Origin of the sequence: Streptomyces sp. NRRL S-340 (genome assembly GCF_000720185.1) — a bacterium.
Taxonomy (GTDB): domain Bacteria; phylum Actinomycetota; class Actinomycetes; order Streptomycetales; family Streptomycetaceae; genus Streptomyces.
Window position 1 is genome coordinate 199636 of record NZ_JOIY01000004.1, and the last position, 19883, is coordinate 219518.

17 protein-coding genes and 1 tRNA gene are annotated in these 19883 nt (G+C 71.9%); 6 read left to right on the forward strand and 12 right to left on the reverse strand.

What is annotated here, in order from left to right; translation table 11 throughout:
- Positions 1–118 precede the first annotated feature (118 nt).
- Positions 119–919 carry a histidinol-phosphatase gene (gene hisN, locus IG64_RS04125; protein ID WP_037851981.1) on the forward strand — a complete coding sequence of 267 codons (801 nt, stop codon included), beginning with the start codon at positions 119–121 and terminating at the stop codon, positions 917–919.
- Between the two features lie 191 nt (positions 920–1110).
- The gene (locus tag IG64_RS04130; protein ID WP_037852232.1) at positions 1111–1512 is read left to right on the forward strand and encodes a cyclic nucleotide-binding/CBS domain-containing protein; all 402 of its coding nucleotides are present in this window, start codon (positions 1111–1113) and stop codon (positions 1510–1512) included.
- A 139-nt stretch (positions 1513–1651) separates the two neighbouring features.
- Here IG64_RS04130 and IG64_RS04135 read toward each other — a convergent pair whose 3' ends face one another.
- On the reverse strand, positions 1652–3103 hold the full coding sequence (locus IG64_RS04135; protein WP_037851984.1) for a catalase: 1452 nt from the start codon (positions 3101–3103) through the stop codon (positions 1652–1654).
- 145 nt (positions 3104–3248) lie between these two features.
- Between IG64_RS04135 and IG64_RS04140 the strand changes: the two genes are divergently transcribed.
- Complete coding sequence (locus IG64_RS04140; protein ID WP_037851986.1) at positions 3249–3665, forward strand: Fur family transcriptional regulator; 417 nt, start codon at positions 3249–3251, stop codon at positions 3663–3665.
- Between the two features lie 169 nt (positions 3666–3834).
- On the opposite strand, the gene IG64_RS04145 is transcribed toward IG64_RS04140, so the two are convergent.
- The 3 genes from IG64_RS04145 to IG64_RS04155 form a co-directional block, all read right to left on the reverse strand.
- Positions 3835–3908: transfer RNA gene (locus tag IG64_RS04145), tRNA-Met, on the reverse strand.
- A 107-nt stretch (positions 3909–4015) separates the two neighbouring features.
- Entirely contained in the window at positions 4016–5953 is a 1938-nt protein-coding gene (locus IG64_RS04150; RefSeq protein WP_420709880.1) for a sel1 repeat family protein, read from the reverse strand.
- A 215-nt stretch (positions 5954–6168) separates the two neighbouring features.
- Positions 6169–9159, reverse strand: a complete 2991-nt coding sequence (locus IG64_RS04155) for a UPF0182 family protein (RefSeq protein ID WP_234438384.1) — start codon at positions 9157–9159, stop codon at positions 6169–6171.
- A 175-nt stretch (positions 9160–9334) separates the two neighbouring features.
- Here IG64_RS04155 and IG64_RS04160 point away from each other — a divergent pair, with 175 nt between their 5' ends.
- The gene (locus IG64_RS04160) at positions 9335–9877 is read left to right on the forward strand and encodes a PPA1309 family protein (protein ID WP_037851992.1); all 543 of its coding nucleotides are present in this window, start codon (positions 9335–9337) and stop codon (positions 9875–9877) included.
- Positions 9878–10083: 206 nt separating this feature from the next.
- Here IG64_RS04160 and IG64_RS04165 read toward each other — a convergent pair whose 3' ends face one another.
- The 4 genes from IG64_RS04165 to IG64_RS04175 all read right to left on the reverse strand — a co-directional run bounded on the left by IG64_RS04165 (position 10084) and on the right by IG64_RS04175 (position 13317).
- Positions 10084–11181 (reverse strand): PDZ domain-containing protein, encoded by a 1098-nt coding sequence (locus IG64_RS04165; RefSeq protein WP_037851993.1) that lies wholly within the window; start codon positions 11179–11181, stop codon positions 10084–10086.
- A gap of 63 nt (positions 11182–11244) precedes the next feature.
- Positions 11245–11409 (reverse strand): hypothetical protein, encoded by a 165-nt coding sequence (locus IG64_RS41460; protein WP_199811499.1) that lies wholly within the window; start codon positions 11407–11409, stop codon positions 11245–11247.
- 173 nt (positions 11410–11582) lie between these two features.
- Entirely contained in the window at positions 11583–12044 is a 462-nt protein-coding gene (locus IG64_RS04170; protein ID WP_037851996.1) for a molybdenum cofactor biosynthesis protein MoaE, read from the reverse strand.
- A gap of 160 nt (positions 12045–12204) precedes the next feature.
- Entirely contained in the window at positions 12205–13317 is a 1113-nt protein-coding gene (locus IG64_RS04175; RefSeq protein ID WP_037851998.1) for an SDR family oxidoreductase, read from the reverse strand.
- A gap of 192 nt (positions 13318–13509) precedes the next feature.
- Here IG64_RS04175 and IG64_RS04180 point away from each other — a divergent pair, with 192 nt between their 5' ends.
- Together IG64_RS04180 and IG64_RS04185 are read left to right on the forward strand one after the other, a co-directional pair.
- The gene (locus tag IG64_RS04180; protein WP_037852001.1) at positions 13510–14985 is read left to right on the forward strand and encodes a zinc-dependent metalloprotease; all 1476 of its coding nucleotides are present in this window, start codon (positions 13510–13512) and stop codon (positions 14983–14985) included.
- A complete protein-coding gene (locus IG64_RS04185) occupies positions 14982–15497 on the forward strand; it encodes an NUDIX hydrolase (RefSeq protein ID WP_037852004.1) in 516 nt (171 codons plus the stop codon). The genes IG64_RS04180 and IG64_RS04185 overlap by 4 nt, the downstream gene beginning before the upstream one ends.
- 254 nt (positions 15498–15751) lie before the next feature.
- Here IG64_RS04185 and IG64_RS04190 read toward each other — a convergent pair whose 3' ends face one another.
- From IG64_RS04190 to IG64_RS04205, 4 genes are all read right to left on the reverse strand, one after another.
- The gene (locus IG64_RS04190) at positions 15752–16507 is read right to left on the reverse strand and encodes an AIM24 family protein (protein WP_037852006.1); all 756 of its coding nucleotides are present in this window, start codon (positions 16505–16507) and stop codon (positions 15752–15754) included.
- Positions 16508–16526: 19 nt separating this feature from the next.
- Positions 16527–17207: an AIM24 family protein gene (locus IG64_RS04195; protein ID WP_037852007.1), complete on the reverse strand. Its 681-nt coding sequence runs from the start codon at positions 17205–17207 to the stop codon at positions 16527–16529.
- Positions 17208–17218: 11 nt separating this feature from the next.
- On the reverse strand, positions 17219–19021 hold the full coding sequence (locus IG64_RS04200) for a TerD family protein (protein ID WP_037852009.1): 1803 nt from the start codon (positions 19019–19021) through the stop codon (positions 17219–17221).
- A 159-nt stretch (positions 19022–19180) separates the two neighbouring features.
- Positions 19181–19777 (reverse strand): M48 family metallopeptidase, encoded by a 597-nt coding sequence (locus IG64_RS04205; protein WP_037852010.1) that lies wholly within the window; start codon positions 19775–19777, stop codon positions 19181–19183.
- Positions 19778–19883 lie beyond the last annotated feature (106 nt).

Genomic DNA, 19883 nt, shown 5'->3' on the forward strand with positions numbered 1-19883 from the left:
GGCACAGGTTTGACGCGGGCGCGGGCACTGTCAAGGGTCCGCGGCGGCTTGCCGCGTCCACCTGGTGTTCAGCGCCCCCTGTGGCTCTGATCCACCTCGGACGGATACCGTTCCGTACATGCCCGACTACCTCGACGATCTGCGTCTGGCCCACGTCCTCGCGGACGCGGCGGACGCGACCACCATGGCCCGCTTCAAGGCGCTCGACCTCAAGGTCGAGACGAAGCCCGACATGACCCCGGTCAGTGAGGCGGACAAGGCGGCCGAGGAACTGATCCGCGGTCAGCTCCAGCGCGCCCGCCCCCGTGACGCGGTCCTCGGGGAGGAGTACGGCATCGAGGGCAGCGGCCCCCGCCGCTGGGTCGTCGACCCGATCGACGGCACCAAGAACTACGTGCGCGGTGTGCCCGTGTGGGCCACGCTGATCTCCCTGATGGAGGCCGGCGAGGGCGGGTACGAGCCGGTCGTCGGCGTCGTCTCCGCGCCCGCGCTCGGGCGCCGCTGGTGGGCCGCGAAGGGACACGGCGCGTTCGCCGGCCGCAGTCTGGCCCAGGCGTCCCGGCTCCAGGTCTCGCGCGTGTCCCGGCTCGCCGACGCCTCCTTCGCGTACTCCTCGCTCAGCGGCTGGGAGGAGCAGGGACGGCTGGGCGGTTTCCTGGACCTGACCCGCGAGGTGTGGCGCACGCGGGCGTACGGCGACTTCTGGCCCTACATGATGGTGGCCGAGGGTTCGGTGGACTTCTGCGCCGAGCCCGAGCTGTCGCTGTGGGACATGGCCGCGAACGCCATCGTCGTCACCGAGGCCGGCGGCACCTTCACCGGTCTGGACGGGCGGCCCGGTCCGCACAGCGGGAACGCGGCGGCGTCCAACGGGCTGCTGCACGACGAGATGCTGGGGTATCTCAACCGGCGCGCATGAGCATCTGCCGGCACCCCCGCACCACCCGGCACCGCACGCGCGCGCTCTTGTTGACCGCGGCTTTGCCTGCGACTCTGGGAAGCCCCCACTTGTGAACAAGTGAATCCAACCCTCACGCGGTGCCGGTGCCTCCGGGGCGCGGCGCCCGCGTGGATTCCTTGAGGAGGTGGCTCCATCCCATGCCCGTCCCCCTGCTGGTCCGCGACGCCATGAGCACGGTGGTCCTCACCATCGGCCCCGACCACACCCTCCGCCAGGCAGCCGCCCTGATGTCGGCCCGCCGCGTCGGCGCGGCCGTGGTCCACGACCCCGACGCCGGCGGCATCGGCATCCTCACCGAACGCGACATCCTCAACTCCGTCGCTCTGGGCCAGAGTCCGGACACCGAGCACGCCCACGCCCACACCACCACCGACGTCGTCTTCGCGGCGCCGTCGTGGACCGTGGAGGAGGCGGCACGGGCCATGGCGCACGGCGGTTTCCGCCACCTCATCGTCCTGGAGCACGGCGAACCGGCCGGCATCGTCTCGGTCCGCGACATCATCCGCTGCTGGGCGCCGACCCGGCAGCACGCGGCACGGGTGCCCGCCTGAGCGCGCACGGCTCACGGCGGGGCCCGCCGCCGGCCGCCCCCGCCCCACGCGGCGAAGGACGCGCGGCACGAACGGCGGGGGGGCCGGGGTTCCGAAGGAACCCGGCCCGCCGGTCCCGGCAAACGGTCCAGTGCCGGAGTCAGCCGCGCAGCGCCTGCACGGCGGCCTCCAGCCGCTTGCCGAAGTCCCCGTCGGCCTGGCGGAAGTTGCCGATCGCGCGCTCGACGATGTCCTCGCGCGAGACCTGGGAGAGGGCACCGGCGAGGTTGCCGATCAGCCGGTCCTTCTCCTCGTCCGTCATCAGCCGGTAGAGGTTGCCCGCCTGGACGAAGTCGTCGTCCTCGGCGTGCGAAGGAGCCGCGTGGTCACCGGTGGCACCCGCCACCTCGACGGGCTGCCACAGCGGGCGATCCGTCTGGAAGGGGCCGCCGAAGCTGTTCGGCTCGTAGTTCTTCGCGCCCTTGTGGCGGCCGTCGTACAGGTAGCCGTCACGGGCGTGGGTGCGCGCCTCGGTGGCGTGCGGCCGGTTCACCGGCAGGTGCGCGGCGTTGATGCCGACGCGGTAGCGGTGGGCGTCGCCGTAGGCGAACAGGCGGCCCTGGAGCATCTTGTCCGGGGAGGGGCCGATGCCGGGCACGAAGTTCGCCGGGGTGAAGACCGACTGCTCGACCTCGGCGAAGACGTTCTCCGGGTTGCGGTTCAGCTCCAGCTTGCCGAACTCGATCAGCGGGTAGTCGGCGTGCGGCCACACCTTGGTCAGGTCGAACGGGTTGAACCGGTAGCCCGCCGCGTCCGCCACGGGCATGATCTGCGCGTACACCGTCCAGGACGGGAACTCGCCGCGCTCGATCGCCTCGCGCAGGTCGCGCTGGTGCGAGTCGGGGTCCTTGCCCGCCAGGACGTCCGCCTCCTCGGCGGTCAGGCACTTGATGCCCTGGTCCGTCTTGAAGTGGTACTTGACCCAGAAGGCCTCGCCGGCCTCGTTGTTCCACTGGTACGTGTGCGAGCCGAAGCCGTCCATGTGCCGGTAGGAGGCGGGGATGCCGCGGTCACCGAAGAGCCAGGTCACCTGGTGCGTGGACTCCGGCGACAGGCTCCAGAAGTCCCAGACGTTGTCCGGCTCGGTGGAACCCGTGTACGGGTCGCGCTTCTGGGTGTGGATGAAGTCGGGGAACTTGATGGCGTCCTTGATGAAGAACACCGGGGTGTTGTTGCCGACGAGGTCGTAGTTGCCCTCCTCGGTGTAGAACTTCAGCGCGAAACCGCGGGGGTCACGGACGGCGTCCGCGGCGCCGAGGTTGCCGGCCACGGTGGAGAAGCGGAGGAAGGTCTCCGTCTCCTTGCCGACCTCGGAGAGGAACCTGGCACGCGTGTAGCGCGTGACGTCGGCGGTGACCGTGAAGGTGCCGTACGCGCCGGCGCCGCGGGCGTGCACCACACGCTCCGGGATCCGCTCGCGGTTGAAGTGGGCGAGCTTCTCCAGGAGGAGCTGGTCCTGGACGAGCACCGGGCCGCCGACGCCCGCCGTCTCGCTGTTCTGGTTGTCGGCTACCGGAGCACCGGCCTCCGTGGTGAGCGGCCCCTGGGTCACTTCGCCTCCTGCGGCATTTTTTTCTGCGGTCCTGTCGCTTGGCCTGAGCCAGTCTCGATCCTACAATAGACAATGTCTAAGTCAAGTAAGGCTCCAAAGTCACACTTGTTCGGGATCTGTTCTCCTTGCTGTTAGGCTGGTGTGTATGAGTGACCTTCTGGAACGGCTGCGGGGACGCGGCTGGCGCATGACCGCGCAGCGTCGCGTCGTGGCCGAGGTCCTGGACGGCGAGCACGTGCATCTGACCGCCGACGAGGTGCACGCGCGGGCCGTGGCCAAGCTGCCGGAGATCTCCCGCGCCACCGTCTACAACACGCTGGGCGAGCTGGTCACGCTGGGCGAGGTGCTGGAGGTCAGCACCGACAAGCGCGCCAAGCGGTACGACCCCAACGCGCACCGGCCGCACCACCACCTGGTCTGCGCGGGCTGCGGCGCGATCCGCGACGTGCACCCGAGCGGCAACCCGCTGGCCGACCTGCCGGACTCCGAGCGCTTCGGCTTCACGGTCTCGGACGTCGAGGTGACGTACCGCGGGCTCTGCCCGAACTGCTCGTCCGCCTGACGGCCCGCTTACGCACGGCACTCGGCCCCGGCGCCTCTCCTGGCGCCGGGGCCGAGCGCCGTGCGGGTACGTACGGGGCGGGCGGGTTCGGACAGAGCGGGCGCACCGGCGGCCGGGACAACGCACCGAGGGCCGGAATCCTGATCGGATTCCGGCCCTCGGCCTTCAGTAGCGGGGACAGGATTTGAACCTGCGACCTCTGGGTTATGAGCCCAGCGAGCTACCGAGCTGCTCCACCCCGCGTCGATGAATAGAACACTACGTGACCGACGGGAGAAGAAGCAAATCGCTTCTCCTGGCCCCCGACGGCAGCGGTCCGCGGGGCGTCGCGCCGCGGCGGCCCGCGGACCTCACGCCGACAGTTCCTCGCGCAGCGCGTCCCGCAGCCGTGCCGCCCGCTGGGCGACCTCGCGCGGGCCCAGCGCCACGGCCCGGTCGGCCCAGCGCTGCCCCTCCGCCAGTTCGCCCCGCCGCGCGCAGACGAGCGCCAGCCGCAGCGCCGCCCTCCCGTGCCCGGCATCGGCGGCCCGGGTCCACCACAGGACCGCCTCCGGCTCGCTGCCCTCCCGGGCGAGCAGCAGCCCGAGGTTGAACGCGCCGTTGCGGGAGCCGGCCTCCGCGGCCTCCCGGTACCACCGTGCCGCCTCGACCACGTCCCCGCGTGCGGCGGCCAGCATGCCCACCCGCACCTGCGCGCGGCGGTGGCCCTGGGAGGCCGCCCGCTCGTACCACTCCTCGCACTCGGTCTTCTCGTGGATCACCGACTCCCCGAGTTCGTGCGCCGGCGGCGGCGGACGGCGCGCGTCGAGCAGGGACGCCAGCCGGTACGCGGCCTCCGCGCTCCCGCCGCCTGCCGCGCACCGCAGGTGCCGCTCGGCCTCCCGCTCGTCGCCGCCGCGCAGCCGGGCCATCCCCACCTGGAGGGCCGCCTCGGTGTGCCCGGCCGCCGCCGCCCGCTCGTACCAGCGCAGCGCCTCGGCCTCCAGGCCGCGCCCCGCGTAGAGGATGCCCAGGTTGAAGGCGGCGTCGACGCTGCCGGCCTCGGCCGCCTTGGAGAACCACGGCTCCGCCCCGGTCGTGTCCCCGCCCTGGAGCAGCAGGACGGCCAGCGCGTTCGCGGCCTCCCGGTGGCCGGCGTAGGCCGCGTGCCGGTACCACTGCTCGGCCTGGGGGGTGCGTCCCTGCTCGGCGCAGAGCAGCGCCAGGTTGTAGGCGCCGTTGACGTCACCGGCGTCCATCGCCGCGCGGTACCAGCGCTCGGCGGTCTGCGTCTCACCGCGCTCGGCGTGCAGCGCGCCCAGCGCGTTCGCCGCGTTGCCGTCGCCGTCCTGGGCGGCGCGCAGCCACCACACGGCGGCGCTCTCGGTGTCCCCCGCGTCGCGCAGCAGGAAGCCGAGCGCGCAGGCCGCCCGCGCCTCGCCGTCCTTGGCGGACGTCAGGTACCAGCGGCCGGCCTCCTTCAGCTCGCCCCGCTTCTCCAGGATCGCGCCCAGGTGGAGCGCGGCACGCCGGTGCCCGCGGGCGGCGGCCTGCCGGTACCACTGCTCGGCCTCGGCCGGCGGGCCCGCGCCGCTGTCCGCGGCGGACTCCCCGGCCCGCCGGTCCAGTGCCCGCGCCAGGCGGTACGCGGCCTCCCGGTGCCCCCGCTCGGCGGCGACGCGCATCCAGCGCTCGGCCTCCGCGTCGGCACGGTGTTCGAGCAGGTCGGCGAGTGCGTAGGCGCCCAGGACATGGCCCTGCTCGGCGGACTGGCGCAGCCAGTACTCGGCGGCGGGCTCGTCGCCGCGCTCGCGGTGGTGCCGTCCGAGCGCGTGGGCGGCCGGGGCCGAGCCCGCGACGGCGGCGATACGCCACCAGCCGGCCGCCTCGTCGGCGTACCCGCGCTGCTGGAGGAGGACTCCCAGGTTGTTGGCCGCCGCCCGGTCACCGGCCGCGGTGGCGGCACGCAGGTGGGGTTCGGCCCCGTCGAGGTCGCCGCGGCGCAGCAGCATGGCCCCGAGGACGCTCATCGCCTCGACGTCGCCGGCCTCGGCGGCGAGCCGGCGGCGCGCCAGCTCGGCGACCTCGTCGGCGACCGCGCCGGTCTCGTCGGTGCCGGTCCCTTCGGTGCCGGCCCCGTCCAGGCCGAGCGGGACCGCACCGGTCCGGTCCGTGCCCGCGTGACGTGTACCGGTCGCGTACGGGTGCGCGCTTCCGGCCCCCTCGGGCTCCTCGACCGGCCCGCGATCGGAAGTCTGCACAAATCGCCCTGACTCGAACAGAGTTACCTTGTCCCCCATAACGTCCATCGTCGCACCACCTGCAACCTGGGTACACCTGGTATACCGCAGCCAGTGAGGTCACTTCAGCGTTTTGTCGACATGCCCACAGAGAGACAAGTCAAACACAGATCGCCCAACTCCCCTCGGCGGCACGGCGGTCCGACAGGCCGGTACATGCGTTCGCACATTGCGGAGGCCCGGATCCGCATCGGGATCCGGGCCTCCGAGTCGGTCAGGAACGGTCAGGTTCCGTTCCCGCTTTTGTCATTTCCGTTCTTGGCGTCACCATTCCCGGCACCACCGGTTCTGGCGCCACCGGTTGCGGCGTCACCGTTCCTGGCAGCGCCGTTCTTGCCGCTGCTCTGCTTCCGGGCCTCGGCCTGGGCGTCCTCGGCCCGCTTGAGCGCGTCCCGCAATTCCTGCTGCGCCTTGCCGTACGCCTGCCAGTCGGTCGGCTTCTTGTTCAGCGCGGTCTGGCCCTCGTCGAACGCCTTCTGGGCGTCCTCCAGCGCCTGCTGGACCGTCGGACTGCTCGACGCCGGCGGGTTGCCGGTGCCGGTCCCCGTGTCCGGCGGCGGGTTCGCGGCACCGGAGGTCCCGAAGACCTTGTCGAGCGCCTGGCCGAGGCTGTCCTCGAACGCGGTGGCCCCGCCGTAGGTCACCAGGACCTTGCGCATCAGCGGGTACTTGAGCTGTCCGCCGCGCACGTAGACCGGTTCGACGTAGAGGAATCCGCCGTCGAGCGGGATGGTGAGCAGGTTGCCGTACTCGATCTCCGAATCGCCGCCTCTGATGAGCTTCACGAACTCGGCGATGTTCTGCGAGGAGTTGGAGTTGAACTGGCTCTGCACCTGTTTCGGGCCGCCGACCGTCGTGCTTCTCGGCTTCAGGATCCTGATCTTGCCGTAGTCGGACGTGCCCGCCTGCGAGTCGACCGCCATGAACGCGCTGAGGTTGTCCCGGCCGTTGGGCGTGAACGTCGTCGTGAGCGAGAACGCCTGGGACGCCTGGCCGGGCATCTTCATGGTCAGGTAGTACGGCGGCACCGCGTTGCCCGACTTGTTCGTCGGGTCGTCGGGCACCTGCCAGACCTCGCTGCTGCTGAGGAAGGTCTGCGCGTCCTGCACGTGGTAACGCGTGAGCAGCTCGCGCTGGACCTTGAACAGGTCCTGCGGGTAGCGCAGGTGCTCCATCAGCTGGGAGGAGATCGCCGTCTTCGGCTGCACCGTGCCGGGGAAGGCCTTCATCCAGGTCTTCAGGACCGGGTCCTGGGTGTCCCACTGGTACAGCTTGACCTCACCGGTGTAGGCGTCCACGGTCGCCTTCACCGAGTTGCGGATGTAGTTGACCTGGTTCTGCTGGGCCACCACCGCGCGCTGGTTGTTGTTGTACGTCAGCGAGTCGGCCGTGGTGTCGCCCAGCGTCGTACGGGAGGCGTACGGATAGCCGTTGGTCGTCGTGTAGGCGTCGACGATCCACTGGATGCGGCCCTTGACCACCGCCGGGTAGGCGTCACCGTCGATGGTCAGCCAGGGCGCCACCGCCTCGACGCGCTCCTTGGGCGTGCGGTTGTACAGGATCCGCGAACCGTCCCCGATGGCGCCGGAGTACAGGATCTGCGGCTCGCCGAACGCCAGCGCGTACGCGGCCCGGTTGACCGGGCTGGACAGGCTGACACCGCTCCCGCCCTGATAACTGGTGGTCTTCTCGCCGTCGTTGTTCGAGTAGTCGATCTCCTTCTGGGGACCGCCGACGATCGAGTAGGTGGTGGTCTTCTCGCCGTAGTAGACGCGCTGCTCGTACGTGCCGAGGTCGCCGGTGGACGGCAGGTTCTTCTCGGTGAAGACCGGCTCGCCGTTGCTGGCCTCGGTGCCCTTGGCGGCGACCACGCCGTAACCGTGGGTGTAACGGAAGTGGCTGTTGATCCAGTTCTTCTTGATGCCGTCGAAGTTCAGCTCGCGCAGGCCGACGACCGTGTCCTGGACCTTGCCGTCCTTGGTGGGGTACCGGTCCACGTCCAGGTTGTTCGGGAAGGTGTAGAACCCGCGGATCTGCTGGATCTGCTGGAAGGTGGGCGAGACGATGTTCGGGTCGAGGATGCGGACGCTCGCCGTCTTGTCCACCTGGTCGCGCAGCGTCGACCTGTCCTTGGTGCTGCTCGTGCCGTCGTAGTCGGACACCTCGGTGTGGTCGATGCCGTACGCCTCACGCGTCGCCTCGATGTTCTTCGCGACGTACGGTGCTTCCTTGGCCTGCTCGTTGGGCTGCACCTGGAACTTCTGGACGATCGCCGGGTACAGACCGCCGATGAGGATCGCCGAGAGCACCATCAGGCCGAAGCCGATCACCGGCAGCTGCCAGGTGCGCCGCCACAGCGTGGCGAAGAACAGCAGCGCGCAGATGACGGCGATGCAGAACAGGATCGTCTTGGCCGGCAGGTAGGCGTTGGCGTCGACGTATCTCAGGCCCGTCCAGTTGTCGGTGGCCTTGAAGTCGCTGGACTTGACCGCGAGCCCGTACCGGTCGAGCCAGTACGCGACGGCCTTCAGCGCGACGAAGACACCGAGCAGGACCGACAGGTGCCCGGTGGCCGCGGCCGTGGCCCGCGCACCGGGGCTGGTGACCCGCAGTCCGCCGTACAGGTAGTGGGTCAGCACCGCGGCGATCAGGGACAGGATCGTGGCGGCGAAGCCGAAGCCCAGCAGGAAGCGGTACCAGGGCAGGTCGAAGGCGTAGAACGACACGTCGAGGTGGAACTGCGGGTCGGTCCTGTGGAACGGCACGCCGTTGACCCACAGCAGCCAGGTCCGCCACTGGCCGGCGGCGGAGGCCCCCGCGATCAGGCCCACCACGGCCGTGATCCCGCACAGCAGCCACTTCTTGTACGGCGCGATGCCCATCCGGTAGCGGTCGAGGTTCTGCTGCTCCATCGACATGGCGCTCAGCGGGGGCCGCAGCCGGTGCGCGAGCCAGACGTTGAACCCCACGGCCAGCGCCATCAGCAGACCGAAGACGAAGAACAGCCCGATCTTGGTCCACAGTGTGGTGGTGAACACGGACGAGTAGTGCACCGACCGGTACCACAGCCAGTCCGTCCAGAAGCCCGCGAACATCGTGAACGCGATGCCGAGAGCGGCAAGGACGCCCAGTGTCATCAGCAGGGTCCGGGCTCGCCGGGACGGGCGGCCGACTCTGATCCGCGGCCCGGACGGGCCTCCGCCGCGGTCCGGCATCTGGAAAGCCAAGGTGCGCACCTCGAAGTTCGCTGGTGGTTCGCTGTCGTTGCGTCAGGCCCCCGTGTCCGCGGACCGTACGGTGCGCCCTCCGATCGCGGGCGCACACCTATGCAACTTACTCACCGTTTATTCGGTTCCCGATTCCGGCCGGGAACGAGGCAGGATTGTGACCATGTCCAACACTCCCATGGCAGCGAACCCGCTCACCCGGGCCGTACTCGAGATCGACGAGTACGCCTCCGGCCTCGGCTGGGACCAGCCCGCTCGCCTCTTCGCCCTCGTCGACACCGCACGGCTGCGGACCGAGGAACCCGCCCTCGCCGCCCAGCTCGGCCTCCAGGACGAGCCGGAGACCTCCGGTCTCACCCCGATCGAGCAGGACGAGGTCCCCGCGGACCGCCCGCTCGACGAGTTCCTCGCCACGATCGCCTGGCCCGACGCGGTCGCGGGCTGCGCGCTCACCGTGGAGCGCCTGATGCTGCCGCCGTCCGCCGAGGCCCAGGTCCCGCAGGGGCTGGACGAGACGAAGCTCACCCAGTGGGTGGCCGGCCACCCCGAGCGCCAGGAGGTCCGCATGACGGTCGCCGTGCTGCGCGACGGCTCCCGGGACTCGGCGCTGCGGCTGCGGGAGAAGGACTCCGCCACGGAGGTCCTCACCGGCTCCGGGCTGGTACCGGGCCTGGCGGAGGCTCTGGCGGCCACGTTCGAGGACTGAGGCGCGGGGCGCGGGAACCGCTCCGCGAGCGCTGGGGGCGCCGGGGGGCGCCGGGGCGCCCTCTGAGCGCCGGGGGCGGCGCGGGGCTGTGCGGGCGGGCCGTGAGGGCTCTGAGCACGGTGGGGGGCCGTGAGGGGCTGTGAGCCTGCGCGGCCGGGGCCATGGGGCTCCGGCCGCGCACGGCCGCGTCGGGGGCCGGTGGCCGGTCAGCCCTTGGCCGTGCAGGTCGGCAGGCCGGCGGTCCTGCCGGAGCGGATGTCCTTGAGGGCGCCGAGCGCGTCGCCGATGGTGCCGACCTTGACCAGGGTCAGTCCGGAGGGCGTGTCCTTCGCGGCGGCCGCGCAGTTTTCGGCGGGCGTCAGGAAGTACTGGGCGCCCTTGTCGCGTGCGCCGATGGTCTTCAGCTCGATGCCGCCGATCGGCCCGACCTTGCCGTCGTCGTCGATCGTCCCGGTGCCGGCCACGAACTTGCCGCCGGTCAGACTGCCCGGGGTGAGCTTGTCGTAGAGGCCCAGGGCGAACATCAGGCCGGCGCTGGGGCCGCCGACGTCCGCGAGCTTGATGTCGATCGTGAACGGGAAGGTGTGGTCGGTTCCCGCGGAGATCCCGACGACGGCCCGCTGGGGACCGCCGTCGTCGGACCGCGCCGTCGTGAGGGTGACGTCCTTGGTGGCCGTCGCCGTCCTGTGCACCTTCTCGGCGGCGGCCTGGTCCTTGGCGGGCACGATGGTGAAGACGACGTCCTGGCCCGGCTTGTGCCTGGTGACCAGCTTGGCGACGTCGGCGGGCTCCTTGACCGGGGTGCCGTCCACGGCCTTGATGACGTCACCGGCGTGCAGCCTGCCCTGCGCCGGGGTGCCCTTGACCACGGTCGAGACGATCACCCAGCTCTGCACCGGGATGCCGAGTTCCTTCAGCGCGGCGACCTTCGCGCTCTCCTGGGACTGGCTGAACTCCTCGGCGTTCTCCTGGCTGGACTGCTCCTCGGTCTTGCCGTCCGGGTAGAGCGTGTCGTGCGGGACGATCTTGTTGTCGTGGGCGAGCCAGCCGTAAACGGCCTCCACGAGGTTCATCCGGTAGTCGGGACTGGTGACCCGGACGGTGGTCATGTTCAGATGGCCGTCCGTCGGATAGGTCTTGTGCCCGCTGACCTGCAGCACCGGCTCGCCGTCGTGCTCACTGAGGGTGTTGACCGTGGGTCCCGGGGACATCTCCGCGTACGGCACCGGGAGGAAGACTCCCGCGCACAGGAGCGCGATCAGCATCAGGGTGGAGGCGAGCATCGTCGCGGTGCGGCGTGGCATGTCTCGACAGTACGTGACGGGTCTGTCGGCGCACCGTCAGGGCGGCCGTCCGCCGTCCTCGCTTCAGGTGCCGGACGTGGACCTCTCCATGGCCTCGCGGAAGCGGTTGTACCCGTCGAGTTCGGGGCCGTCGCTGCGAATCCTGCGCGTGCGGTTGGCCCAGCTCCCCCACAGACCGGCGGCTATCCCGGCCACGAGTGGAATCAGCAACCAGGCGAGCGCTGCCATGCCGACCTCCCTACCCCAATCGAGCGACCGCGAGTGACTGATCAGCAGATTAACCATCCGCACTGACAACGCTCGGGCCAGGGTGCCGGTTACGCAACCGGGGACGCGGCACGGCAGCTGCGCCGGGAAGCGGCCGCGTCACCGCCCACGGGCCCCGCGGGCGCCGGCCCGTCTCAGCAGGCCCCCACCCACTCCTGCGTACCGTCGGAGAACTTCTGGTGCTTCCAGATCGGCACCTCGTGCTTGAGGTCGTCGATCAGCTTCCGGCAGGCCTCGAAGGCCTCGCCCCGGTGCGGGCACGACACGCCGACGACCACGGCGAGATCGCCGACCTTCAGATCCCCCACCCGGTGGACGGCGGCGAGCGCCCGCACCGGGTACTCGGCCACGACCTTCTCGGCGATCCGCCGCATCTCGGCCTCGGCGCTGGGGTGGCAGGAGTACCCCAGCTCGTCGACGTCGGCGCCCCCGTCATGGTTGCGCACGGTCCCCACGAACAGCGCCGTCCCCCCGGCCGCGTCGTCCCCGACGGCCCGGAAGACCTCGTCCAGGGACAGCGCGGTCTCCCGGATGCCGATGAGCTTGATGGGGTCGCCGGCCGCGTGCTCGCCGGGGTGATCGTGGATGGGTGCCATGCCCCCATCGTGCCGCACGCGCGCGGGGACACGGAATAGCGTGATCGCCCCGCACACCCGCGTACGGCTTTGGAGCCTCCTACGACGCCGGGCGGTCCGGCCGGGCGGCAGCCCCCGAGCGCGGCTGCCACGCCGGGCGGCCGGGCGGGGCGGCCGCCCGTCAGATGCGGCGGCGCGCCTTGCGGGCCCGGCGCACCACCGCGGCGGCGCCCAGCAGCGCGACGGTCGCACCCGCCGCACCCGCGGCCGTCGCGTCCTTGCGTCCCAGCCGGCGTCCGGCCACCGTGTGCCGCCCGGCGACCTCCTCCAGCAGCTCCGCGAGGACCTCCTCGTTCGTCCACTTCGGCCGCCACCCGGCGTCGTGCAGCCGGCTCCCGCTGACCACCCACGGGTACATCGTGTAGGCGAGGTCCCCGGCCGGGGACGGGGTGAGCCCGATCCGGTGCAGCCGGGCCGCCGCGCCGAGCGCGACCGCCGACGGCAGCTCCATCCGCCGGATCCCGCTCAGCTCCTCGACCTCCTCCTGCTCCAGCCAGCCGTCGCAGCCGACGGCCAGCTCCCCCTCCGCCTTCTCCAGCACGGCGTACTCCAGCGCGCTGCACAGGTCCTCGACGTGACAGAACTGCCAGGCGGGCCGCGACCCGGCCACCACCAGCAGCCGGGGCGACTCGAAGTACCTGGTCAGCGCGGTGTCGGTGCCGCCGACCAGGACCGCGGGGCGGACGACGGTGACGTTGAGTCCGGGGTGCGCCCGGGGCGCGCGCCGCGCCAGCCGCTCGATCTCCAGCAGGTCCCCGACGCCGGTCGCCTCCGCGGTCGCCCGCAGCTCCGCGTCCTCGGACAGCGGCAGCTCGTTCTCCGGCAGCGCCCCGTAGACCATCGCCGAGGTGCACAGCACCACCCGGTGCACGCCGGCCGCGGCGGCCGCGGTCAGCACGGTCTGCGTCCCCCGGACGTTGTAGGCGCTGCGCGCGGCGGGGTCGGTCTCCAGGTCGAGGTCGAGCGCCAGGTGGACCACGACGTCGGCGCCGCGCAGCCGGTCGGCGATCGCCGGGTCCCGCACGTCGAGGACGTGCCACTGCGCCGCCGCGCACTCCCCGCGCCGCTCGTCGATCGCGATGACCTGCCTGACCTCGGCGGACGCGGCCAGCCGCTCGGTGAGCAGGGCACCGACCCCGCTCGCGGCTCCGGTGACCGCGACGACGGGCCCGCGCACGGCGGGGGTGCTTTCATGGTTTCGCGCTGCGCGAACCTGTGGATCTGGGGAACTCACCGGGCGTCTCCAGCGGTTGTCTTCCATACGGGCGCGAATGACGCGTACGTACCAGGTGGCATCCATCCTGCCGCAGGCGTCCTGTCGGCGAAGCACCGAGCCCCGAACCGCTCACGGTGTCTACGCTGGGTGGTGTTGTCGGGCAGCCGCGCCGCCGGAAAGAACCGGTGGCCTTACCAGCCGAGGAACCCCGTGAGTGACACCCCATTCGGATTCGGCCTTCCGCCGGAGGAGCCGGACGACGGCGACGAGGGCAAGAAGAAGGACCAGCAGGACGGCGGTGGGCAGGGGCCGGCCAACCCGTTCGGTTTCGGGCTGCCCGGGGCCGGAGGCTTTGGCGGGCCCGGCGCCGACAATCCGCTCGCAGCGATGTTCGGTTCGCTGAACCCCACCGACCTGGGCGCCGCCTTCCAGCAGCTCGGCCAGATGCTCTCCTACGAGGGCGGCCCGGTGAACTGGGACATGGCCAAGCAGATCGCCCGCCAGACGGTCTCCCAGGGCACCTCCGACGGCACGAAGGACGCCAGCGTCGGCGCCGCCGAGCGCACCGCCGTCCAGGAGGCCGTCCGCCTGGCCGACCTGTGGCTGGACGACGCGACGTCCCTGCCCTCGGGCGCCACCTCCACGGTGGCGTGGTCGCGCGCGGAGTGGGTCGAGGCGACCCTCCCGGCGTGGCAGGAGCTGGTCGACCCGGTCGCCGAGCGCGTCGGCAACGCCATGGGCGACGTGCTGCCCGAGGAGATGCAGGCCATGGCCGGCCCGCTCATCGGCATGATGCGCTCCATGGGCGGCGCCATGTTCGGCACGCAGATCGGGCAGGCCGTGGGCGTGCTGGCCGGCGAGGTCGTCGGCTCGACCGACATCGGCCTGCCGCTCGCCCCGGCCGGCAAGGCCGCGCTGCTCCCGGTGAACGTGGAGAAGTTCGGCAAGGACCTGGGGGTGCCCCAGGAGGAGGTGCGGCTGTACCTGGCGCTGCGCGAGGCCGCCCACCAGCGGCTGTTCGCGCACGTGCCGTGGCTGCGTTCGCACCTGTTCGGCGCGGTCGACGGGTACGCGCGCGGGATCAAGGTCGACACCGCCAAGCTGGAGGACGTGGTCGGCCAGTTCGACCCGCAGAACCCGGAGCAGCTGCAGGACGCCCTCCAGCAGGGCATGTTCCAGCCGGAGGACACCCCGGAGCAGAAGGCCGCCCTGGCGCGTCTGGAGACCGCCCTGGCGCTCGTGGAGGGCTGGGTGGACGCGGTGGTGCACGCCGCCGCGAAGCCCCGTCTGTCGTCCGCCGACGCGCTGCGGGAGACGCTGCGCCGCCGCCGGGCCTCGGGCGGCCCTGCCGAGCAGACGTTCGCCACGCTGATCGGCCTGGAACTGCGTCCGCGGCGGCTGCGGGACGCCTCGCGCCTGTGGGCCTCGCTCACGGACGCGCGCGGGGTGGAGGGCCGGGACGCCCTGTGGGCCCACCCGGACATGCTTCCGACCGCCGCCGACCTCGACGACCCGGACGGCTTCGTGCACCGCGAGCAGCTCGACTTCTCCGAGCTGGACAAGATGCTCGGCGAGGCCGCGAGCGGCGCGTCCGGCAAGCCCGACCTGCGCAAGAAGGACACGGCCGCGGACGACAAGGACGACGACGGCAAGGGCACCGACGGCCGGGGCGACGGCGCGGAGTGAGCCTCTTCGACGACACGGTCCTCGTGCTGAAGGGTTACGAGGACCAGACGGAGCTGCGCCAGGCCTACCTGGACCACCTGGCCGCACACCCGGACGGCATGTGGAAGGCCTGCTCGGACGGGCACATCACGGCGAGCGCCCTGGTGATCGACCCCGAGCGCGGCCGGGTGTTGCTGACCCTGCACAGGAAGATGCGCATGTGGCTGCAGATGGGCGGCCACTGCGAGGTGGAGGACGCCACCCTGGCGGGCGCCGCCCTGCGCGAGGCGACCGAGGAGTCGGGCATCGCGGGGCTGGACCTGCTGCCCGGCGGCCCGGTCCGTCTGGACCGCCACCCCACGCCGTGCGCCTGGCACCTGGACGTCCAGTACGCGGCGATCGCCCCGCCGGGGGCCGTGGAGGCCATCAGCGACGAGTCGCTCGACCTGCGCTGGTTCGCCTACGACGAGGTCGGCGGCGTCGCGGACGACTCGGTCGTCCGGCTGGTGCAGGCCACCCGCGCCAGGCTCTGACGAGGTGACGGTGCGAGAGCTGCGAACGACATGGGAGTCCGATCAGCCCGCGGCGTCCGGTGCGTGCGATCGCAAGGCGACGGAAGGTCCTCGCGGCGGAGCTGCCAGGCGCTTCCGGCCACGCCGCGAGCGTGCGGGCCGGACGCCGCGGGCCGGGCACCCGTTCTGTTCGCGGCTCCAGGGGGCGACCGCCCACGCGGTCGCCCCCTGCACCGGCCCGGGCCCCGGCCGTCCGCTCGGCCCGGGGCCCGCGCTCAGCTCCAGACGTTGCCCTGGTTCTGCCCCCGGGCTCCCTGCTGGCCCATGCCGAACTGCGCGGCGAGGCCCTGCCCGATCGCCGCGTTCTGCGGCGGCAGCAGCTCACTGGGCTGGACGAGCGCGTAGCCGCTGCCCATGAAGCTCAGCTCCCAGCCCTCCCCCGTGTTGCCGCGGCGCCGCCACACGCCCGAGGAGTGGGTCTGGGCCTGCATCTGCACCCGCAGCCCCGTGGACCAGGCGACGATGGCGTCCGCGTCGCAGTTGACGTACTTGTCGGGCGTCACCTGCATCATCAGCGGCGCCCCGGAGGTCATCAGGGCCACCTTGCCGCGACCCGTGATGTTCAGCTGGTACTTCCCCGAGCCGGAGATGCCGTACATGCTGTCGACGGCGATGACCTCGTGGTGCAGCGAGGAGTCCATCGCCAGGACGTAGCTGCTGTCGACCGTGAGGCCGTCCTGCTCGACGTCCATGACGTGCACGTACTGGGCGAGGTTGGCGAGGAAGACGGTGCCCTGCCCGTGGCAGCGCATCAGGTCCAGGCCCTCACCCGTGTAGGCACGCGCGCGCCCCTGGTTGTTGTTCTGGTACTCGGCGTCGAACTCGACCATGCCCTGGTAGGCGACCATCGTCCCCTTGCGGGCGAGGATGTCGTCGTGGCCCTCCAGGACGACGCGCAGCATCTGCTTGTTCTGCAGGCTCCAGCGCTCCTGGCTCTGGACGTCGTTGAAGGCGAAAAGCGGGCTCTGCATGTGTCTGTCCTTCTCCCCCTCAGCCCCGGATCCGGAGGCGGTCGGTGCTGTCCTCGCTGGGCTGGACGACGACGATGCCCTGTCCGGAGAACGCCATCTGGTAGGCCTCGCCGCTGCCCCGCCCGATCAGGGACTGCGCCTTGAAGCTGCGCTTGCCCTTCACCTTCAGGTTCGGTGACCAGGCGACGAGCGCGTCCGGGTCGACGTAGGTCTCGTCCTCCCCGCCGCCGCAGTCGACGACGATCGGCTTGCCGCGGGAGGTCAGCGCGACCCACCCCTGGCCGGAGATCTTGGTGTTCCACAGGCCCTGCCCGGCGAACTTCGCCAGTCCCTTGACCCGCTCCACGCCCCACTGGAGGTGCGCGTCGAAGGCCAGCAGGTTGGTGGCGTTGACCGAGATGGCGTCCCCGCCCAGGTTGATGACGACTACGTCGGCACCGTAGTCGGCGAGGTAGAGCAGGCCGTCGCCGGTGCACTTCATCAGCGGCGCGCCCTCCCCGGTGATCCAGTCCCGGGCGATCTGGCGCACGGCCGGCGGGTTGGGCTCGTACTGGACGAAGCCCTCGTAGGCGACCATCGACCCCACGCGCGCGAAGAGGTCGTTCCCGGTCTGCATGGCGACCTTCAGCATGTGGCTGCCGTGGTTCTCCATGCGGGCGGTGACGGGTGCGGGGGCGTAGCCCGCGAGCGGCTGGTTCATGACGGGCTCCCTCAGACCTCGTAGGGCTGGACGACGACGAAGTTGCCGGGCGCGGCCCGGAACTGCAGGTTGACGCCCTCCCCGGTGTGTCCCGGGTAGGCGTTGCGGCGCATGCGCACCTGGCTGGAGACGATCACCTGGGCGGCGGCGGACCAGGCGACGACGGCATTGGAGTCGACGAACGTCGTCGGGGTCACCGGCAGGACGACGGGCGTGCCGTGCGTCTTGACGACGACGGTGCCGGTGCCCTGGAACTGCATCGTGAACAGGGCGCCGCCGGGGATGCCGTGCCCCTCGATGCGGCGGACCTCGTACTGCAGGCTCTCGTCGAAGGCGAGGACGTTCTCCGCCGAGACGCAGATCGCGTCGCCCTGCAGTTCGACCGGGTGCAGGTGGGCGGAGTTCTCGGCGAAGAACACCTGGCCCTGGCCCGTGCAGCGCATGAGCTGCATCTCCTGGCCGGTGGCGTTGCCGACGATGCGGCCCGCGAAGCCGGCGCCCTTGTAGCTGAAGTCGACCTTGCCCTGGTAGAGCACCATGCTGCCCTGCCGGGCGAGGACGGGCTGCCCGCCCGTGCCGAGGTCGGCGCGGATCAGCTTGCCGTTCTGCGGCGTCCAGCGCTGACCGGTGGGCGTCTCCTTGAACTGCTGGAGCGCGGCGGCCACACCGGCGCCCTGGGGGGCGTGGCCGCCGCCCTGGGGAGCCCCGTAGGGGGCGGGCTGTCCGGGGACCTGCCCGAACTGCGGCTGCCGGCCGTAACCGGCGGGCGGCGCGGGCTGGCCGTAACCGGGCGGCGCGGTCGGGGCGTGGCCGTAGCCCGGGGGCGGGGGTGCCGCCGGGCCGGGGGCCGGCTGGCCGTACGGCGGCTGGTGGCCCGGCTGGCCGTACGGCGGCTGGTGATCCGGCTGGCCGTACGGCGGCTGGTGATCCGGCTGGCCATAGGGCGCCGGGGCCGGGGCCGGGGCCGGGGCCGGCGGCGGGACGGTGCCTCCCGGCGGGTTCACGGGCGCGATGAGGGTCGGCGCGGCGTGCACCGAGGGGGCGGGCGCCGGTGCCGGGGGGCCGGGCTGCGGAGTGGATCCGGGGGGCGGTGCGTAGCCCTGGGCGGCGGGCTGCGGCGGGGCCGCCGGCGCCGGAGCGGGTGCCGCCGGGGCCGGGGAGGCGGGCGCCGCCGGGCCGGCGGGGGCGCCGAAGGCGGGTGGAGCGGCCGCCTGGGCGGGCGGGGCGAAGCCGGGCGCCCCGCCGGACTGCGCCTGCTGCGGTGCCGCCGGCGCGGGTGCCTCTTCTTCCAGCACCTCGCCGCCGAAGTTCTTCAGGAGGGCTTCGAGGCCGCCGTCGAACCCCTGTCCGACCGCGGCGAACCGCCAGACGTCCTTGAGGTAGATGTCCCCCAGCATCACGGCCCGCTCGGTGGAGAACTCCGCACCGGTGAAGGCGTACCGGGCCACCTCCTCGCCGCCCGCGACGATGCGCAGGTAGCCGGGGGCGATCTGCGACATCTGCCCCGCGCCGTCGATGGTCGCCGTGAACGACAGTTTCTGGATCTGCGGCGGGATCCGGTCGAGGGTGACCCTGAAGGACTCCGTGTCGCCGGCCTGCGCGCCCAGCAGCTGGATGGCCTCCTCGGGGGACTTCGGCTGGTTGAAGAAGACGAAGTACCGGTCGTCGGAGAGCCGTTCCCCGGCGTCGAGTCCGAAGCAGCTGATGTCGAAGGTCAGTCCGGGGCCGGAGATCTGTACTCCCACGTACAGATCCGTGCCCGCGGTCAGGTCACTGATCCTGGCCTTGTGGCCGCGTTGGAATTCCCTGGGCATGCGTAACGACCGTCCCCCATCCCGAGTGCGAGTGCGTCGCGTCAGGCTAACGGCAAAGTCCGACACCGGACCAAGCCGGTACAGACCCGGTACACAATCCCCGCGCGGCCGTGGCGTACGCCCCCCGGCGCGCCCGCGCGCCGCAGGAGGGACGAGCGCTCACTCGCCCGGCTCGGCGGGCGGATGCGGAAGCCGCGCCGCCGCGGCCACCCCCTCCAGGTAGCCGCGGGCCCGCTCGGTGCGCGGGTAGGCCTCCAGGAGCCGCCAGAAGTCGGGGCCGTGACCCGGCACCAGCAGGTGGGCCAGTTCGTGCAGGAGTACGTAGTCGACGACGTACTCGGGCATGCCCTGGAGACGGTGCGAGAGCCGGATGCTGCCCTCGGCCGGGGTGCACGAGCCCCAGCGGGTGTTCTGGTTGGTGACCCAGCGGACCGAGGCGGGCCGCGCCCTGCCGTCGTAGTACTGCGCCGAGAGCCGTGCGGCGCGCGCGGCCAGTTCCGTGTCACCGAGCGACCGGCGGCTCTCCTGGGCGGCCAGCTTGGCGAGCATGACGTTCACCCAGCGCCGCTCCTCCGCCTCGGACATCCGGGCGGGGATGAGCACGACGGTGCGGTCGCCGTCGCGGTAGGCGGAGACCGTGCGACGGCGGCGGGCACTCCGGCGGACCTCGACGGGACTCGCCGCCGTGCCGCTCGGCGGCGGGCTCGTCCTGCCGCGTTGCGGCGTTCCGGCGCGGTGCAGTGGGTCGGCGGACACGCCCCGACGTTACCGGGTGTACGCGGTGGAAGTCCCGGCTGCGGGACGCTTCCCCGCCGATCCCCCACCGACGGTCCGAATCGTACGACGAATCCCCACCGCCTGT

What these genes read in the sequence shown, in the direction of transcription:
- hisN (WP_037851981.1), top strand. Translation starts at nt 119, where the DNA reads ATGCCCGACTACCTCGACGATCTGCGTCTGGCCCACGTCCTCGCGGAC.
- IG64_RS04140 (WP_037851986.1), top strand. Translation starts at nt 3,249, where the DNA reads ATGAGTGACCTTCTGGAACGGCTGCGGGGACGCGGCTGGCGCATGACC.
- IG64_RS04150 (WP_420709880.1), bottom strand. Translation starts at nt 5,953, where the DNA reads ATGGACGTTATGGGGGACAAGGTAACTCTGTTCGAGTCAGGGCGATTT.
- IG64_RS04155 (WP_234438384.1), bottom strand. Translation starts at nt 9,159, where the DNA reads ATGCCGGACCGCGGCGGAGGCCCGTCCGGGCCGCGGATCAGAGTCGGC.
- IG64_RS04160 (WP_037851992.1), top strand. Translation starts at nt 9,335, where the DNA reads ATGTCCAACACTCCCATGGCAGCGAACCCGCTCACCCGGGCCGTACTC.
- IG64_RS04165 (WP_037851993.1), bottom strand. Translation starts at nt 11,181, where the DNA reads ATGCCACGCCGCACCGCGACGATGCTCGCCTCCACCCTGATGCTGATC.
- IG64_RS41460 (WP_199811499.1), bottom strand. Translation starts at nt 11,409, where the DNA reads ATGGCAGCGCTCGCCTGGTTGCTGATTCCACTCGTGGCCGGGATAGCC.
- IG64_RS04170 (WP_037851996.1), bottom strand. Translation starts at nt 12,044, where the DNA reads ATGGCACCCATCCACGATCACCCCGGCGAGCACGCGGCCGGCGACCCC.
- IG64_RS04190 (WP_037852006.1), bottom strand. Translation starts at nt 16,507, where the DNA reads ATGCAGAGCCCGCTTTTCGCCTTCAACGACGTCCAGAGCCAGGAGCGC.
- IG64_RS04195 (WP_037852007.1), bottom strand. Translation starts at nt 17,207, where the DNA reads ATGAACCAGCCGCTCGCGGGCTACGCCCCCGCACCCGTCACCGCCCGC.
- IG64_RS04200 (WP_037852009.1), bottom strand. Translation starts at nt 19,021, where the DNA reads ATGCCCAGGGAATTCCAACGCGGCCACAAGGCCAGGATCAGTGACCTG.